This window comes from Pseudomonas sp. R4-15 (assembly GCF_055768815.1).
This window is the reverse complement of the sequence record NZ_CM147293.1, coordinates 1689507-1706641: the sequence shown is the minus strand read 5'-3', so window position 1 is coordinate 1706641 and position 17135 is coordinate 1689507. Positions and strand designations below refer to the sequence as shown.

At 68.3% G+C, this 17135-nt stretch carries 16 protein-coding genes; 2 read left to right on the top strand and 14 right to left on the bottom strand.

The annotated features are described in order from the left end of the window. Positions 1-76: 76 nt before the first annotated feature. Positions 77-2134: a TonB-dependent receptor gene (locus ACYRGX_RS08055; protein ID WP_473056082.1), complete on the bottom strand. Its 2058-nt coding sequence runs from the start codon at positions 2132-2134 to the stop codon at positions 77-79. Between the two features lie 251 nt (positions 2135-2385). On the opposite strand from ACYRGX_RS08055, the gene ACYRGX_RS08050 reads away from it, so the two are divergent. Beyond that, a complete protein-coding gene (locus tag ACYRGX_RS08050; RefSeq protein WP_473056081.1) occupies positions 2386-3585 on the top strand; it encodes an acetyltransferase domain-containing protein in 1200 nt (399 codons plus the stop codon). A gap of 51 nt (positions 3586-3636) precedes the next feature. On the opposite strand, the gene folE2 is transcribed toward ACYRGX_RS08050, so the two are convergent. Further along, complete coding sequence (gene folE2, locus ACYRGX_RS08045; protein WP_473056080.1) at positions 3637-4527, bottom strand: GTP cyclohydrolase FolE2; 891 nt, start codon at positions 4525-4527, stop codon at positions 3637-3639. Positions 4528-4659: 132 nt separating this feature from the next. Here folE2 and zigA point away from each other — a divergent pair, with 132 nt between their 5' ends. Then, the gene (gene zigA / locus ACYRGX_RS08040; RefSeq protein ID WP_473056079.1) at positions 4660-5865 is read left to right on the top strand and encodes a zinc metallochaperone GTPase ZigA; all 1206 of its coding nucleotides are present in this window, start codon (positions 4660-4662) and stop codon (positions 5863-5865) included. A gap of 45 nt (positions 5866-5910) precedes the next feature. On the opposite strand, the gene gspN is transcribed toward zigA, so the two are convergent. The 12 genes from gspN to ACYRGX_RS07980 all read right to left on the bottom strand — a co-directional run bounded on the left by gspN (position 5911) and on the right by ACYRGX_RS07980 (position 17095). Beyond that, positions 5911-6603, bottom strand: coding sequence for a type II secretion system protein N (gene gspN, locus ACYRGX_RS08035; RefSeq protein WP_473056078.1), 693 nt, complete (start codon positions 6601-6603; stop codon positions 5911-5913). Beyond that, positions 6600-7037: a hypothetical protein gene (locus ACYRGX_RS08030; protein ID WP_473056077.1), complete on the bottom strand. Its 438-nt coding sequence runs from the start codon at positions 7035-7037 to the stop codon at positions 6600-6602. The genes gspN and ACYRGX_RS08030 overlap by 4 nt, the downstream gene beginning before the upstream one ends. Before the next feature lie 11 nt (positions 7038-7048). Beyond that, positions 7049-8101: a hypothetical protein gene (locus tag ACYRGX_RS08025; RefSeq protein WP_473056076.1), complete on the bottom strand. Its 1053-nt coding sequence runs from the start codon at positions 8099-8101 to the stop codon at positions 7049-7051. Beyond that, positions 8098-8682, bottom strand: coding sequence for a prepilin-type N-terminal cleavage/methylation domain-containing protein (locus tag ACYRGX_RS08020; RefSeq protein ID WP_473056075.1), 585 nt, complete (start codon positions 8680-8682; stop codon positions 8098-8100). Before ACYRGX_RS08020 ends, ACYRGX_RS08025 begins: the two co-directional genes overlap by 4 nt. Further along, complete coding sequence (locus ACYRGX_RS08015; RefSeq protein ID WP_473056074.1) at positions 8679-9032, bottom strand: prepilin-type N-terminal cleavage/methylation domain-containing protein; 354 nt, start codon at positions 9030-9032, stop codon at positions 8679-8681. The genes ACYRGX_RS08020 and ACYRGX_RS08015 overlap by 4 nt, the downstream gene beginning before the upstream one ends. Then, entirely contained in the window at positions 9029-9472 is a 444-nt protein-coding gene (locus ACYRGX_RS08010) for a prepilin-type N-terminal cleavage/methylation domain-containing protein (protein ID WP_473056073.1), read from the bottom strand. Before ACYRGX_RS08010 ends, ACYRGX_RS08015 begins: the two co-directional genes overlap by 4 nt. Continuing rightward, positions 9473-9901 (bottom strand): type II secretion system major pseudopilin GspG, encoded by a 429-nt coding sequence (gene gspG, locus ACYRGX_RS08005; protein WP_473056072.1) that lies wholly within the window; start codon positions 9899-9901, stop codon positions 9473-9475. A 123-nt stretch (positions 9902-10024) separates the two neighbouring features. Further along, the gene (gene gspF / locus ACYRGX_RS08000) at positions 10025-11221 is read right to left on the bottom strand and encodes a type II secretion system inner membrane protein GspF (protein ID WP_473056071.1); all 1197 of its coding nucleotides are present in this window, start codon (positions 11219-11221) and stop codon (positions 10025-10027) included. A gap of 18 nt (positions 11222-11239) precedes the next feature. Then, positions 11240-12688 (bottom strand): GspE/PulE family protein, encoded by a 1449-nt coding sequence (locus ACYRGX_RS07995; protein ID WP_473056654.1) that lies wholly within the window; start codon positions 12686-12688, stop codon positions 11240-11242. 5 nt (positions 12689-12693) lie between these two features. Further along, the gene (gene gspD, locus ACYRGX_RS07990) at positions 12694-14676 is read right to left on the bottom strand and encodes a type II secretion system secretin GspD (RefSeq protein WP_473056070.1); all 1983 of its coding nucleotides are present in this window, start codon (positions 14674-14676) and stop codon (positions 12694-12696) included. Continuing rightward, a complete protein-coding gene (locus tag ACYRGX_RS07985; protein ID WP_473056069.1) occupies positions 14673-15452 on the bottom strand; it encodes a hypothetical protein in 780 nt (259 codons plus the stop codon). The genes gspD and ACYRGX_RS07985 overlap by 4 nt, the downstream gene beginning before the upstream one ends. Continuing rightward, a complete protein-coding gene (locus ACYRGX_RS07980; RefSeq protein ID WP_473056068.1) occupies positions 15449-17095 on the bottom strand; it encodes a bifunctional UDP-sugar hydrolase/5'-nucleotidase in 1647 nt (548 codons plus the stop codon). Before ACYRGX_RS07980 ends, ACYRGX_RS07985 begins: the two co-directional genes overlap by 4 nt. Positions 17096-17135: the final 40 nt, after the last annotated feature.

The following is a 17135-nucleotide window of genomic DNA, read 5'->3' as shown; positions in this document are numbered from 1 at the left end:
GGCCCTCAAGAATGAGACAAACTCATTGATTTAAAGATCGCAGAGAAAATTACTCATGTTCCGCATACCTGGAACCTCAGAGCTTCATGTCCAGCGACAGGTAGGCGGCCCGGCCCGGTGCCGGGGAGAACATGGGCTGGTCGTCGCCTCCCCAGAAGAAGTTGTCGTACCAGACGTACTCGTAGTCGTAGTCGGTCAGGTTTTTCACCTGCAGGCCAACGCTGGTCGTGTCGTTCACCTGATAGCGCGCGCTGACGTCGAGAACGGCGAAGCCGCCGTACTTGCCTTGCTCGTTCAACTCGTCGATGTAGTAGTCGCCTTGCGCTCGGGCCTGCAAGCCGAAACGCCAGGCATCGTTGAATTGGTAATCCGCACCCAGATTGCTGATGTAGCGCGGCGTCGAGAAGACCTCGTTGCCCTTGAGCGACGCACCGCCAGCGGAGTATGCGCTGACTACCTTGGCTTCCTGATAGGCATGCGAGGCCCAGACGCTGAGCTGATCGGTCAACTGTGCATTGAGCTGCAGATCGACACCGCGGCGGCGGGTCTTGCCCAGGCCTACCGTGGTGCCCGTACTCGGCATGTTGGCCACCTCGTCGGTAGCGTCCTGCTGCCAGACGGCGATGCGCGCTTCGCTGCCAGCGAACGGCTTGAACTTCACCCCAAGCTCCTTGCCGGTATTGATCGATGGATCGAAGGAGACCTGGCCGGCGGTGAGATAGGCCGGCGCCGTTGAGCCGGTGAGAATCTGGAAGGTACGCCCCCAGTTGGCATACAGGTTGATGTCCGGCGTGAGGCTGTAGACCACGCTGAGCTTGGGCTGCTTGATCCATCCGTAGTCCTGCAGTTCGGCCCGCACACCGCCCTGCAACTCGGTGTTGCCGGAAAACTGGTCAACCCGGTAAGCGGGGATGATCTTCAGCCTATCGGTAGCCTGGATGATGGCCTGCACGTAGACGCCGGTGTTGTACAGGGTATAGCTGTCGTCGTTCTGCACCCGCGCAGGCGTTGCGTCGAAGTCGGTTGGCACGCTGTAGTCGTAGCGGTAGCGACGGTACTGGTTGTCCTGCTGCTCGTAGTTGACCCCACCGTCGAGGGTCAGGGCCTCATGGGCGTGCCACGTCAGATTGCTCAGCACGCCGGTCTGGCGTTCTTCCCACTGACGACGCTGACGGGGTGCATTGCCTACGTCATAGTCGGTGAAAGTCACCCGACGGTCGTCGTCGTAGCTGTTGTAGTACAGCTTGTTACTCAGGCTCAGGTCGTCACGGAGCTGGAAGTCCGCATGCAGTGCGAGCTGCTTCATGTCTCGGTCGTCGCCATCGTTGGCGTTCTTCTCCGGCGACTGGCTGCGACTGGCAGACAGTTGCTCGGCGGTCAGAAAGCCTGGCTCTTCGGCCTGGTGATGGTAGAGCCGTGCGACCAGGCCAATCTTCATGCGCGCGTCGTCATCGCTGAAGAACCACTTGCCACCCAAGGAATACTTGTTGGATTCGCTGTGATCGCGAAAGCCCTCGGAGTCCTGCTTGGCGACGAAGTAGTTCTGCGCGAAGCGGCCTTCCTCGTGGCCCACGGCCAACTGGAGCTCACGGGTATCGAAGCTCCCGTAGGTCAGTCGCGCATCCTTGTAGTTACCGCCCTGACGCGTGACGAAATTGATGTTGCCACCGATGTTGTGCAGGCCGTAACGCGGGTCGTTGGTCCCCCGTACCACCTCGATGTAATCCAGCTCCAACGGGAAGATCATGTCGATGAAGCGCTGGTTGCCGCTGTTCACATTGCTCGGAATGCCATCGATCAGGGTTTTGATGCCGTTGATGTAGCCCTCGCCATTGAAGGCGCGGAACGTCGCCTTGCCGGACTCCGCCCCCATGCGCGTCTCGGTGAGTTGGATACCGGGCATCTGCCCCAGCAGCTCCCAACTGTTACCGACGTTCTTGTCCTCGATCTGGTCGCTACCCATGACATCGACCGATGTCAGCACGCTTTCGGTGCGCGGAGTACCGCTGCCATTGGCGCCCGGCGTGACGTACAACGCGCCCAGGGAAACGCTGGAGTTAGCAGATTCGGCGGCATAGGCAGAGTGCGCGGCGAGGGTCAAAAGAGTCACGAAATTGGCAGTGGAAAGCTTCAAGGCAGGAACCCGCAGTTCGGTAAGTGGTTGATTATCGGAGAGAAGCGCAAGGCACTCCGTAATTGATACAATATTACATAACAAATAGAAACTCTCACTCACAGAAACAATTGGTAATAAGCCCCGGAGAGGCGCCGGGCCTCGCGCCGCCTGCGCTCGTGCGGAAAACGCCTGATGGGCCTGGGCACGCTGATCCCTGCCCCCAAAAATGAAATAACATAACGGTCCCGCCGCATAGATGGACGCTACACATGAGCGCTGCCCCCCACCCTCTGCCTCTGTTCACCAGCCACCCCGAATCGCTCACAGCTAGCGCGAGCAAAACCCGCCTGCTCGCCATCGATGCCCTACGTGGACTGGTGATGTTGTTCATGCTGGTCGACCACGTGCGCGAGACCTTTTTCCTGCACGCCCAGGTCGGCGATCCGATGGATCCGCTGAATACCTCGCCGGAGCTGTTCTTCACGCGCATCAGCAGCATGCTCTGTGCGCCGGTCTTCGTTTTCCTCACCGGCCTTTCCGCCTGGCTCTACGGGCAATCCCACAGCCCCTCGGAGGTCTCCCGCTTCCTGTTCCAGCGCGGCCTATTCCTGGTCTTTCTCGAACTGACGCTGGTGAACTTCGCCTGGAATGCGACCCTGCTGCCTCCGACCCTGTGGTTGCAGGTGATCTGGGCCATCGGTCTGTCCATGATCATCCTGGCAGGACTGATTCACCTGCCGCGCGCCTGGCTGGCAGCCGTCGGATTCCTGATCGTCGCCGGACATAACCTGCTCGACGGCATCGCACTGGGTCCCGACTCAGCGTTCTTCGTACCCTGGTCGATCCTCCATCAGCGCGCCTTCATCGAGCTCAGCGAGTTCACCCGCGCACGCGTCAGCTATCCAGTCCTGCCGTGGATCGGACTGATCGCTCTGGGTTACGTGGCCGGCCCCTGGTTCGCCCGCAGCGTGCAGCCGACCTGGCGCCTGCGTCGCTTGCTCGTCTGGGGGGTAAGTCTGCTGCTCGGTTTCATCGCCATCCGCTGGCTGAACGTCTACGGCGACCAGCCCTGGCACATGCAGGACAACGCCCTGAGAACCCTGATGAGCTTCCTCTCGCTGACCAAATACCCACCGTCGCTACTGTTCCTGATGCCGACCGTGGGCCTTAGTCTGCTGCTGCTGGCCGGGTTCGAACACCTACAAGCGAACCGCGCGATGGGCGCGCTCGCCCTCTATGGCAGCGCGCCCATGTTCTTCTACGTGCTGCATCTGCTGCTGCTCAAGGCGCTCTACCTGCTGGCGGTCGCGGCCTTCGGTCTAAACCAGGGAGCGTATTTCGGCTTCGATGGGCTGCTTGGCATCTGGGCCTGCGCCGTCCTGCTGGGGGGAGCGTTGTTCCTACCTACACGCGCCTTCGCACGACTCAAGCAACGCCGTCGCGACATCACCTGGCTGAAGTATTTCTAGAAAACCCTGGTCGTCTCGTTCAACGCTGCGCGAGCGAAACGACCGAGGTCCTCACCACTGCCAACGGCTGCACGCCACCGCATCGTGGGCGTGCAGGCTTTCCTGGTGAACCACCTGCAGGCGAAAGCCTTCGACGCCCGGCTGTCCCAGCAGCGCCCGGTGCAGCCGGCGTGCGGCGTCTTCGCAGAACATCGTGTTGGCACCGTTGATACGTGCGAATGCCTGCTCGTCGGCGCGCTTCACCGCCGTCTGCACCGGAGTACCCAGCGCCTGCTCGGCGACACTCAGCAAGGCCTCGACGGGAAACGCCGCGAGGCCTGGCGACAGGCGCAACTCCAGGGTCGCGCGGCTGCGCTGGCTATGTGGCGTAGCGTAAGTGCCGCCCTCCTGGGCGAGCCAGTCGGCGACCGCCTCGTGGGACAGCGGCCGTGCGGCGAATACCTCGGTGAAGCGCTCGCGCACCAACTCGCGGGACAACGCCGCCGAACACGGGCAGGTCGAGGAATAATCCAGTTCCAGGCGTAGCCGCAGGGAAAGCCGCTGTGCGTCGAGCGTCGCCGCCACCGCGAACGGATAACCCTTCCAGCCGGACAACGGGCTGATCAAGGCCGGCCGCTGCAACCCCAGCTCACCACGCACTTCCAGATTGGCCCGCGTGGAAAGCCCCGCATGGCTGCGCAGGAACCCTTCCAGCACGCCGCGCACGGCGGCAGGGGTCAACTCGCTATCGCACAGCGACTCGAGCCCGAGATAGAGACGCGACATGTGGATGCCACGCGCCTTGTCGTCATCCAGGCTGACGCCCGCATCCAACTGCGCCAGCAACGGACGACCGGCCAGGCACAGCGGCAGCGCGATATTGCGCATACCGACCCAGTCCAGCGCGACCGCGTCGCTCGCCTGGGAGCTGCGGGTGATGTCGGGGAGCATTCTGGCGTTCATATCTTCCCTCAAAAGTGTTACGTTATAACACTATACGGAGATTGCCTCGCAGCCTCCAGCAGAACCCTAGAAATCCGCGCCAGCCGCAACGCCCGGCTGCGCCTTGTACTCCCGCGACGCCTGAGGCCCACCATGGATAAGCGACTTCCCGTCACCGTACTCTCCGGCTTCCTCGGCGCCGGCAAGAGCACCCTGCTCAACCACGTACTGAAGAACCGCGAAGGCCGCCGGGTAGCGGTCATCGTCAACGACATGAGCGAGATCAACATCGACGGCGACGACGTCCAGCGCGGCGTCGACCTGCGCCGCGGCGAGGAGCGCCTGGTGGAGATGAGCAATGGCTGCATCTGTTGCACCCTGCGCGAAGATCTCCTCGAGGAGGTCAGCCGACTCGCCCGCGACGGACGCTTCGATTACCTTCTGATCGAATCCACCGGCATCGCCGAGCCGCTGCCAGTGGCCGAGACCTTTACCTTCCGCGACGAGGAAGGCCGCAGCCTGTCCGACCTGGCACGCCTGGACACCCTGGTGACCGTGGTCGACGGCGCCAACTTCCTCGCCGACTTCCAGCGCGCCGACAGCCTGCAGAACCATGGCGAAAGCCTGGGTGAGGACGACGATCGCTCGATCACCGACCTGCTCATCGAACAGGTGGAGTTCGCCGACGTCATCCTCATCAGCAAGACCGACCTCATTCCCGCAGCCCGACGCGACGAACTGCTGGCGATTCTCGCCCGGCTCAACCCGCGCGCGCGCCTGCTGCCGATGGTCATGGGTCAGGTGTCGCTGGACGAGGTGTTGGACACCGGGCTGTTCGACTTCGAGCAGGCCGCCCAGGCGCCAGGCTGGCTGAAGGAACTGCGCGGCGAGCACGTACCGGAAACCGAGGAGTACGGCATCGCCTCGGGGGCCTACCAGGCGCGGCGGCCGTTCCACCCGCAGCGCTTCCACGATTTCCTCGCCCGCGAATGGGTCAACGGCCGCCTACTGCGTTCCAAAGGCTGGTTCTGGCTGGCCAGCAAACCCCGCGAAGCCGGCAGTTGGTCACAGGCCGGCGGTCTGATGCGCGTGTCCCACGCCGGACGCTGGTGGCGTTTCGTACCCCGCGAGCAATGGCCGCAGGACGAGGAAAGCGTCGCGCAGATCCTCCGCCACTGGACCCGGGAGAGCGGCGACTGTCGGCAGGAACTGGTGTTCATCGGCCAGGACATCGACTTCGCGAGGCTCGAGCGCGAGCTGGATGCCTGCCTGCTCGACGATGCCGAGATGGCCGAGGGCGAGGCCGCCTGGCTGGGTTATCCCGACCCGTTCGGGAGTTGGAGCGAAACCGAGCACTGACTCCGGGTCCAAACGCTTCGGCGCCCGGGGACGGTGGTCGACAACCTACCAATTCAGCGGTTGCTCGATGCGTCGCTGCCCCGGTGCGATCAGCCCCCAGTCGCTGGCCAGGCGGGACAGCTCGCCGCCCGGCTGCAGCTCACCCTCGACGTGGCCCCGCCGGCGCTCGGGATTCAGCGCGAAGTGCAAGTCATGCTGACCGGGGCGCTGCAGGTCGAGGTAGACCGGCGTATCGCTGCCGCACTCCAGGCGCAGACGGGTCTCGCCCAGGCTCAGGGCCGGCAGCGCCAGGCGTGCCTGCGGCGCGAGCAGTTCACCTGAAGACTCACGGCAGCGCTGGCGATCACCCGCCAATTGCAATTCGCCACTGAAACGCCCCTGGGCCAGACCCAGTTGGCCGCCCTGCAACCACATCAGATCGCCCCCGGAAAGCGTCATGCGCCAGTCCCAGGGCCAGCCGGAAAGCAGCGCCTGCCAACTGCCCTGCTGCGCGTCACCCAGGCGCAGGTGCAGGCGATTCGGACCACGCAGTTGCCATTGCCAGGGTCCGGAAAGCTGGCCGTTCAGGTACAGCCGTTCGATGGAGCCCTGCAGCAGCGAACCCTCGATGTTCTCGGCGCGCAGCGTCGCCGGCAGCAACCGGGGCAGCCAGTCGGCAGCGGGCCAGTAGAGCGCCGCGGCGAGCAGCGCCACCAGCACCAGCAGACACGCCAGCAAGCCTCGCAGCACGCGCTTCATGCTCCGGCTCCCCGTGCGGCAACGAAGGCCAGCTTGAAGGTCAGCCCGCCGTCTTCGGCGTTCACCTGCGCGGACTGCAGCCACCAGCCGCGCGCCTGCGCCCAGCCCTGCAGGCGCTGCAACGCCCCCGCATCCTTGGCCTGCCCGACGAGGCGCCAGAGCCCCGCTTCGTCCTGGCTGGCATCGAGCCGCAGCGCGGGCTCGGCGTCCTGCCAGGCTTGCGCGGTCAGCGCGCGGCTTGGCGTCAGCCGCTGTGCCTCACGCCACAGTTCCGGCCAGGCCTGCGCCGCCTCGCGCCAGGCCAGCCAGTGACCGAGCAAGGGTTTGCCCAGCAGCACCAGCGACAACACGGTGGCAAGCAACGCCCCCCCCAGCAGGCGCTGGCGGCTCGCGGCCGGTTGCGTCTGCCAATAGGCACGGAGTGTCTGAGTCATCGGCATCGTCCTCATGGCTGCCATTGCGCGAGCAGCGCCAGGCCGCTGTCCACATCGATGCGCTGCAGCCTGGCGTCGGCGGCGCCGGCTTGCAAGCGCTCGAACAGCGCTTCGGCGTCACCGTCGCCGCGAAGTTCCAGGCGCACGCCCTCCTCGCCCTGTTGCCAGGCCGCCAACTGCCAGCCCGGTTGCTCGCGCAGCACCCGCCGTACGCTCGCCAGCCAGTCATCCAGGCGCTGCTGCTGCACCCGCTGCTGCGCCTCGAACTGGCGCGCCTGGCGCAGCAGCCGCTCGGCCTGCGCCGGGCTCAAGCGCTGCGCCGGCACGCCCAGGCGCGCGGCCAGGGCATCGCGCTGCAGGGCGCCCTCACGCAGCAACGCGACCTCGTGCAATCCCAGGTGCAGGGCGGCGAACAACAACGCCGCGGCGCCCGCCATATAGAGTGCTCGAGGCGCCCGCGCGCCACGGCGGCGCGGCGCCGCGGTCGGCCACAGGGTGGGCGGCAAAACGCTGGGCCAGGCGAACGAAAACCGCTCCGCCGGCGTCTCGCGCTGCAGCGGCGGCAACGCCCGCATCTCGGCCGCGCACAGCCACTGCTCAGCGTCCTGCGCCTTTTGCCGCAGGCGCAAGCCACTGTCGAGTTGCCAGAGGCCGTGTTCCGGCAGCAACTGGAAGTCGACCCAGCAATGGCTTACCTCCAAGCCCCGTGATGCCAGCTCGACGCGCCAGGCTTCGAGCAGGGCGCGCCGCAGCAGCACCACCCGCAGGCGCCCGGCACCTTGGGCGAGCGCCTGCAGGTGCAGCGCCTCGGCCGGTTCCAGCAGCCGGTCCTCCAGCAGCACGCCCCATTCCTGGGGGCGAATGCCCCGCGGCGCGGCGACGTCGAACAGGCTGCAATCCCAGCCGTGCAGCAGCAGCGCCAGCGGACGTCCGCCCAGTCGCTCGGCCTGCGCCGGCCCCAGGCACTCACCGGCCTCCCAGGCCAGCAGCGGGTTGTCCTCACCGGGCAGACCGGGACGTTGCGCTCGCAGCAGCACACCGCCGCCCGTGCTTCGACGATTCATGGCTGCTCCGGCAAGGCGAAGGTACAGACGTAGCCCGCGCCGGCATGCTCGAACGCCAGACGCACGCCGCCAACGCCACTGCCATCGCGGCCGGCCTGCTCGCGCCAGCCACGCGCGTCATGGAAGGAGAAAACCACCTTGTCCACCTCATCCAGGGTCGAAAGCGTTTGCCAGACCGGCTGCGCCGGCGCATCCAGATCACCGCTGGCGGCGAGCGCCAGTCGCCGCCGCTCGGTTTGCCACTCCAGGCTCAAGCGCCGCAGCCGGCTCGGCGGTCCGGCGGTGGCCTGCGGCCAGCCATCCAGGGCCACCCAGCGCAGACGAGCGCCATCCCAATCCAGGCGCTGGGCCGCCAGCGGCAGGCGTGCCTCCTGCAAATCGCGCAGCAGCAGGCCGTCGAAGCGTCGCTCCAGCCCGTCGCACCAATCGAGCACCCGCGCCGCCGGCCCCGGCGCGCTGGCCAGGCGTTGCCGCGCATCGAGCCACAGGCTCACGGAGCTCGCCAGCAACACGCCGAGCAACGCGGTCAGCGCCAGCGCCAGCAACAATTCGATCAGGGTCATGCCACGCTGGCCGCTCATCGCGCGAAGAACTGCGGCAGCGCGTCGAGCAGTCGCCGACCTTCGGCGTCGGCATAGATCTGCAGTTGCGCCTGACGCAGCCCCGGCATGACCTCATCGCCCGCCTGCAACCGCCAATGACAGGTGCTGCCCCCCTCGAAGAGCACGCCCTGGCGCTGCGTCGGTTCGCCCTCCACGGTGAAACGCGCCGCCAACTCCCGCGCACAGAGCGCCACCAGATCGCGCTCGCCACCCCGCGCGGCGACATCCACCCGCAGGCCGATGGCTTGGGCCATGACCACCGCCAGCAGCGCGACGATGCCCAGCGCCACCATCACCTCCAGCAAGGTGAAGCCGCGCATCCGCCTCATGGCAGACGCTCCAGGGTCACGCGCCCATCGGCCAGCAGTCGCAGACGCCGCTCGCCCTCGCCCCAGTCGAAACTCAAGGACAGCGGATCGCTCTCCCCGGACGGCCACCACACCGCCATGCCGGCTGCTTGCGGCCGCAGCCCCTGGGGCCACGAGCCACTGCGTAACGCGTCGCCGGGCAATGCCTCCCAGCGCGGCTGGCCAGCGCCAGCCTGCAGCCGCAGGAAACGATAGCTGCCGCCCTCGCTACGCCAGCCGAGCACCTCACCGCTGCGCAGGGCGAGCTCCCGCGCCAGGCGGAACTCGTCCGCCAGCAGCTCCAGTCGCGCCTGCTTGCGACTGCCTTCGCCGCCGTCGAGCAGGGCCACGCCGAGGCCGCTGAGCAGGCCGATCAGCGCCAGCACCAGCATCAGCTCGAGCAGGGTGAAGCCCTTCTGCATCTACAGGTTCCAGTTACCGATGTCGGCATCCAGGCCCTCGCCACCCTCGACCCCGTCGGCGCCGAGGCTGAACAGGTCGAGACGGCCGTGCTCGCCGGGCGTGCGGTAGACGTAGGCCTGGCCCCAGGGGTCCTCGGGCAGCCGGCGGATGTAGCCCTCGGCGCGGTAGTTGCGCGGCTCCGGGCCGCTCGCCGGCTTCTTCACCAGCGCCTGCAGACCTTGCTCGCTGGTGGGGTAACGCAGGTTATCGAGGCGGTACATGTCCAGCGCCTGCTCCAGGCTGGCGATGTCCGCGCGCGCCTTCTGCTGCATGGCCTTGTCCTGGTTGCCGAGCACGCTGGGGGCGACGATCGCCACCAGCAGGCCGATGATGAAGATCACCACCATGATCTCCATGAGGGTGAAACCGCGTTGCCGTTGGATACCCATGGCGGACCTCAGAACGGCAGGATCTGGTCGACCAGCATCACCGGCAGCAGCAGGGCCAGGGCGATGCACAGCCAGTCGGTCAGGCGTTGGGTGCTCAGTTCGGTTTGCATGGCGGAGTCCTCGCTAGACGTTGAGGGCGGAGTTGAGCTGCATGATCGGCAGCAGGATGGCCAGCACGATGCACAGCACCACGCCGCCCATGATCAGGATCATCAGGGGTTCGAAGAGCGCCAGGGCGGTGTCCACCTGGCCGTCGAAGTCGCGTTCCTGGGCTTGCGCCACCTTGTCCAGCATGGCGTCCAGGGTTCCGCTGGATTCGCCGGAGGCGACCATGTTCACCAGCAGCGCCGGGAACTGGCCGCTGCGCTCCAGCGCGCGGCCCAGGCCGACACCGCCGCGCAGTTGTTCGATGGCGCCGTCCAGCGCCTCGCCGAGCAGGCGGTTGCGCAGCACCGCGCGACTCACCTGCAGCGCTTCGAGCAGCGGGATACCGCTGCCCACCAGGATCGCCAGACTGCGTGCCAGGCGCGCGCTGTTCAGCGTGCGCAACAGCTCACCCAGGCGCGGCAGGCGCAGCAACAGGGCGTCGGCGCGATGACGCCAGGCGGGCTGGCGCAGCAGCCGGGCAAGTCCCAGCAGCACCAGCGCCAGCAGTACCGCGGCAGCGGCGCCGTAACTCACCAGCGCCTCACTGAGCGCCATCAGTGCGCGGGTCAGCCAGGGCAGCGCAAGGCCGCTGTGCTCGAACTGCGCGGTGAGCCGTGGCACCACGAAACTCATCAAGCCGGCGACCACCGCCAGCGACACGCCCATCAACACCACCGGGTAGATCAACGCAGTGCGCGCCTTGTGCCGCTGGCGCTGCTGCGCTTCCAAATAGTCGGCCAGGCGCTCGAGCACCGGGCCCAGGCGGCCGGCGCGCTCGCCCGCCTCGACCAGCGCGCGGAACAGGCCATCGAAGGTCGCCGGGTGTCGGCGCAACGCATCGGCCAGCGCGTAGCCTTCGCGCACCTGCGCCAGCAGGTCGACCAGCAAGGCACGCAGGCGCGGCTCGCGGGCCTGGCGTTCGAGCATCTGCAGCGCCTCGGCGAGGGGAATCGCCGCGCCGACCAGGGTCGCCAGTTGCCGCGCGAAGTCCGCCAGCGGGCCGTGCCCCAGGCGCTGGCCGCGCACCCGGCGACTCTCGCCGTCACGCAGGCTGCGCGGCAGCAGGCCCTGCTCACGCAGCAGCTCGCGGGCATGCCGCTCGTTGTCGGCGCGGATCAGGTCGCGCACGCGGCGGCCATCGGCGGCCAGCGCGACGTAGCGGTAGGTCGGCATCAGCACAGCCTCCGCCGGTCAGCCACGAACCACACGCAGCACCTCCTCGAGGCTCGTCTCGCCCGCCGCCAAGCGCGCCAGCGCGGCCTCGCGCAGGCCCTGGTGACGACCCGCCAGGTGGCGCGCCATCTCCGCCTCCCCGGCGCCGCGGTAGAGCAGTTCGGCGAGCCCGGCGTCCATCTCGATGAACTCGTAGAGACCCAGCCGGCCGCGATAGCCGCTGTGCCCACATTCGCCACAACCGACCGCCTCGCGCAGCCGCGGCAGCGCCTGCAAGCCTTCGAGCAGCGGCGCCTCCGCCGCGCGTCGTTCGCGCCAACGTGCACAGTGCGGGCACAGCCGACGCACCAGGCGCTGCGCCATCACGCCCTTGAGGCTGGCGGCGAGCAGGAACGGCTCCACGCCCATGTCGCGCAGGCGGGTCACCGCGCCCAGCGCGCTGTTGGTGTGCAGGGTGGAGAGCACCAGGTGCCCGGTGAGGCTGGCCTGCACGGCGATGCTGGCGGTCTCCAGGTCGCGGATCTCGCCGATCATGATCACGTCCGGGTCCTGCCGCAGGATCGCCCGCAGGCCGCTGGCGAAGGTCAGCCCGGCGCGCGGATTGAGTGGCGTCTGGCCGATGCCGGGAATCGCGTACTCCACCGGGTCTTCCACGGTGAGAATGTTGCGGCTGCCATCGTTGAGCTGCGCCAGGGACGCATACAGCGTGGTGGTCTTGCCCGAGCCGGTGGGGCCGGTGCTGAGGAGGATGCCGTTGGGCTGGGCGAGCGCCGCGCGTAACGGCCGCTCCACCGCCGGCGGCAGGCCGAGGGCATCGAGGGCGAGCAGTTCGGCCTGCTTGTCGAGGATACGCATCACCACCCGCTCGCCGTGTACGCCCGGCAGGGTGGACACCCGCACGTCCACTTCGCGCCCCCCGGCGCGCACGCCGATGCGACCGTCCTGGGGCTGGCGCTTCTCGGCGATGTCCAGGCGCGCCATGACCTTGATGCGCGACACCAGCATCGCCGACAGCGCCCGAGGCGGGCGGAGGATCTCGCGCAACTGGCCATCGACGCGCAAGCGCACCAGCAGCGCCTGCTCGAAGGTTTCGATATGGATGTCGGAGGCGCCCAGACGCAACGCCTCGCCGAACAGCCCGTTGATCAGGCGAATCACCGGCGCCTCGTGCTCGCTGGCGAGCAGGTCCTCGCTGCGCGGCAATTCCTGCATCAGGCCGTCCAGGTCGACCTCCTCACCGATGCCTTCGACCAGCGCCTCGGCACTCGCCCGGTTGGCTTCGTAGAGCGGCCCCAGGCGTGCGTCGAAGACCTCGCCGGCGAGCCATTCGCAGTGCGCCGCGCCATGCACCCGCTGGATTTCCTGCAGCAGCGCCAGGTCCGCATCCTCGCGGCAGAGCAGCCGCACGCCCTCGGCCTGGGGCTGCAATGCCACACCGGCGCGACGCGCCAAGCGATAGGGCAGCAAGGCGCTCACTGCAGCCCCTCCAGGCGCGCCCGCGAGGAAGGAAACAGCTCGCCCAGGGACAACGCCGGGGCTGGCAGGCCGTCGAGGCCACGTCCCTGGGCGGCGAGATCGCGGCCCAGGTCGCGGTACTTGGCCGCCGAGAACTGCTCGAGCAACGCCGGATCACGCAGGATTCGCGGACGGATGAAGACCATCAGGTTCTGTTTGGTGTGCGCCTTGGAGGTGGAGCGGAACAGCGCGCCGAGCCCGGGAACGTCGCCGAGCAGCGGCACCTTCTGCGCACTGTCGGTGTTCTCGTCGCTGATCAGCCCGCCGAGCACCACCAGCCCCTGGTCCTCGACCATTACCGTGGTGCGGATCTCGCGCTTGTTGGTGATCACGTCACTGGCCGAGGCGCTGTCGGCGATCGACGAAACCTCCTGGACGATCTCCATGCGCACCGTGTTGCCTTCGTTGATCTGAGGCTTGAGGCGCAGCTTCACACCGACCTCGCGACGCTCGATGGTCTGGTACGGGTTGGTGTTGTTGCTGGTCACCGAGCCGGTGACGAAGGGCACTTCCTGGCCGACCATGATCGACGCCTCGGCGTTGTCGAGGGTCAGCAGGGTCGGCGTGGACAGCAGATTGAAGCCGCTTTCGCTCTTCAGCGCCTGGATCAGCGCGACGAAGTTCAGTCCGCCGCCGCCGATGCGGCCAACGCCGGCACCGATGCCCTGCATGCCGCTGAGCAGATCGCCCACCTCCGAGTAATCCCCGGTCGCCGCCGCGGCGGCCAGCGCGTTGATCGGGGTGCCGTTGGTGAAGTTGACGCTGCCGGCCGGCACCTTGCCGTCCGGATCGAGGAACAACCACTGCACGCCGAGCTGGTTGGCCCGCGAGTCGGAAATCTCGGCGATGATCGCCTCGACCACCACCTGTGCGCGGCGGATGTCGAGCTGCTCGATGATCTGCCGGTAGGACTGGATCTCCTGCGCCGGGCCGACCATGACGATGGCATTGGTGCCACTGTCCGCCTCCAGACGCAGGCTCGGCTGATTGCTGCTGCGCGGCGCGCTGCTGGCGACCGGCTCCGCGGCACCCACCGCGCTGCTCGGCGCCACGCTGACCAGGGTACTGCCGGCGCCCGGCTCGGCGAGGGCGTCGCCGGCCAGCGAGCGCAACACCCGCAGCACCTCGTCGGCCTTGGCGTGGTGCAGGTAGACCACCTGGGTATTGGCCGCCTCCTCGCGGGAAACGTCCAGTTGCGCGATCAGCTCGCGCGCCTGGGCGCGGGTGGCGGCGTCGCCGCGCACCAGCAGCGCGTTGCCGCGCTCGTCGGCCAGCACCTGGGCCGGCGCCGCGCCCGGGTTGCGCCCGGCGAGCATCTTCTCCAACAGTCCGGCGGCGGTCTGCGCGCGGGCATAGCGCAGCGGGATGGTCTCCACCGGTTCCTCGCTGACCTGGTCCAGATGCGCCACCAACTCGCCGATCCGCGTGAGATTGCTGCGCCAGTCGGTGACCACCAGCAGGTTGCTCGCCGGGTACGGCGTGATCACCCCGACCCGTGCGTCGACCAGCGGCTTGAGGATGCCCAGCAACTGCTCGACGCTGCCGTTGCGCACGCTGTACACACGGGTGGCGATGACGTCGCCGGGCCCGCCGGCGGGCCCGGTCTCAACCGGCAGCGGTTCCATGCGCGCGGCCTGGTCGGGAAGTACCTTGACGCGGCCATCGCCCAGTTCCACCGCGGCGTAGCCGTTGGCGCGCAGTTGTGCGAGGAACACGCTGTAGACGCCCTCGGCGTCCAGCGGCTCGGGACTGCGCACGCTGACCTTGCCGCGCACCCGAGGGTCGATGATGAAGGTGGTGTCGGTGATGCGCCCCACCGCCTCGATGAATTCGGTCAGCTCGCTGTCCTGGAAGTCCACGGCGAAGCGCGCCGGCTCCTGGGCCGCCAGCGGAGCGGCGCACAGCGCCAGGCACAGACACAGCGAGAACGCACGGATCACAACGGCAACTCCACAGCGAGGGTCAGCGGACGCCCGGCACGCTCCAGGCCCAGTTCTACCGAGGTGGCTGCGCGCCAGTGCTCGCGGCGTTGCGCCAGCGCGGCCAGATCGCTCACCGGCACCTGGTCGACACTGCGCAGCACATCGCCAGGACGCAGCCCCAGGGCCTCGAACCACTCGCCCTGGCGCCCCGGTTGCAGGCGGTAGCCGGCAACGTGACGGTTCTCCAGCAGCGGCGTCAGGCGCACCAGTTGGCCGAGCTGCGAAGGGTCGTCGAGCAACCCGCGCAGGTCCGCGCGTGCCGGGCGGTTGGCCGCTTCTTCGGCGCTCAGGACGGTGGCCTGCGGGCGTGGCGCAGGCCAGGGCAGTCGCTCCAGGCGGCCGCCGTTGTCCAGCACCAGGCCTTCGTCATCGATATCGGTGAGTACCGCGCCACCGGGCAGACGCTCGCCCAGCGCCAGGTTCAGCTGTCGACCCTCCAGCGCCAGCACCACCACCGACGCGGAAAGCGGCGTCGCCCGCAGGGCGCCGACCCAGGCCAGCGGCAGGCGCGTCAGCGGTAGGCGGGCGCCGTCGGCAACGGCGCTCGGCCAGTGTTCGTGCAGCCACAGATCGGCCAGATCGCCCTGCGCCATGGGCGTCGCCAGCGGCGGACGCTGCAGTTGCAGGCTGCGCAAGTCGGCCAGCGTGCGCCCGGCGAGCCACGCGCCCAGCAGCGCGAGCAGAAAAACCAGACCCTGGGTCAACGGCCCCTGAAGACGCTCCCAGGCGCTCATGCCAGCGCCTCCTGCAACGGATGCCAGCCGGGATGACCTTCAACGAAGCGCATCTGCGGCAGCGCCAATGGCGCCGGCCGCCACTCCGGGCCGCGGGTCAGCAGGTCGGCCTCCAGGCGTTGCCAGAGCGGCTCGCCGTCGCCCTGCCCGTCCAGCGCGATGCTGCGGCACAGGCGCGTCTGCTGCAGGCTAGCCGCCTGCAGGCTGACGCGCTGGCCGCCGCTCGCGCCATAGCGGCAGCTCCACTGCGCGCCACTCAGGCGCGGCAGGTCACGGCTGTCGTCGAGCAGCAGCGGATCGCCGAAGCGGGCATCCGCCGCCTGTTCCAATACACGAGCGAGTTCCTCGGCGGAACTGCGCGCCTCGACCACCCGCGCCGGGTGACCGCCGGTGAGCGCCAGCAGGTGCTCACGGGTGATCCACTCGCCGCGGCGCAGCGGCAGGTCGTAGCGCAGCCCCGGCAACAGCACCGGGCCGTCGAAGCCTTCGCCCAGCGCCGCAGCGATCAGCGCATCCCAACTGCCGCCGAGCAGATCGCGGCGCCAGAGGTCCTGGGGCGCACGCAACAGGCCCTGGTCCAGCCAGCTCGCGTGGGGCGCGCGCGCGGCATCCAGTTGCCGCTGCAACTGGGCGGCGCGGATACGCTCATCGGCGCTCAGCGTACTCGCCAATGCCGGGTGGAAGCGCGCCTCGAAACGCCAGCCAGCGGCGCTGCCCTGGCAGGTAAGCTCGAACACGCCCTGGCCACGGGTGCCCGCCAGGCACACCGGCAGCGTGCCGCCCACCTGGCGCGGTACCTCGACCAGGCGCGGCCAGAAATCCTGGCCGCGCGCGCAGAGCAGCAGGTCCGCCTGCGGCAGTCGTTCGGCCAGCCAGATGCCGGCTCCGCTGCCGACATCGGCCATCACCACCAGCAGGTCGGCGGCGCTGCGCGCTTCGTCCAGTTGCGGCAGCAGGCGTGCGTACCATTCGGCGAGACGTCCGGGCTGGTCGGCGGCATAAGGGTCGGCGATGCCCAGCACGGCGACCTTGACGCCGCCGCGCTCGAACAGCGCGTAGCTGCGCACGCCCAGCGCCTCGCGGCGCGCCGCTGTGAGGTCCGCCCCCAGCACCGCGCCACCGAATTGTCGATAGAGCCCAGGGCAGGCCGCGCCCCATAACAGGCGCTCGTCGCTGGAGACCCGAGCCTCGGCACCCAGCAGCGCACTGCCGGCAGGACCGGACTGTCCGCCGCTCAGGTGCGCCAGGCCGCTGCCGTTCCAGCATTGGCCGTTCTCCAGAGTCAGGGTGTTATCGCTGCCCAGTTCGCGACGCAACCGTTCCAGGCGTGCGCCCAGGGTCGCGTAGCCGCCATAGCGCTCTTCAGGCGTCTGGCTGGCATCGAGCAAGGCGGCGATATGCGGATCGGGATGGCCCGCCGCGGCCAAAGCGTCGGGACCGGTCAGCCAGGGCGGCGTGCCGATGCGACTGGCAGCGCCCAGACGAATGCGCGGCACCACCGGCCAACCCGGCTGGCGGGCATCCAGCGTGTCCGCGTAATAAAGCAGCGAGAGATGGCCCGCGCGCGCTCCGGTGGCCTGCCGCATCGGCGATGCACAGCCAGCCAGCCAGGGCGACAAGGCCCCCGCCGCCAACCAGCCCATCGTCTTTCGCCGCTGCTCGTCCACTCTCGCATCCCCGTGT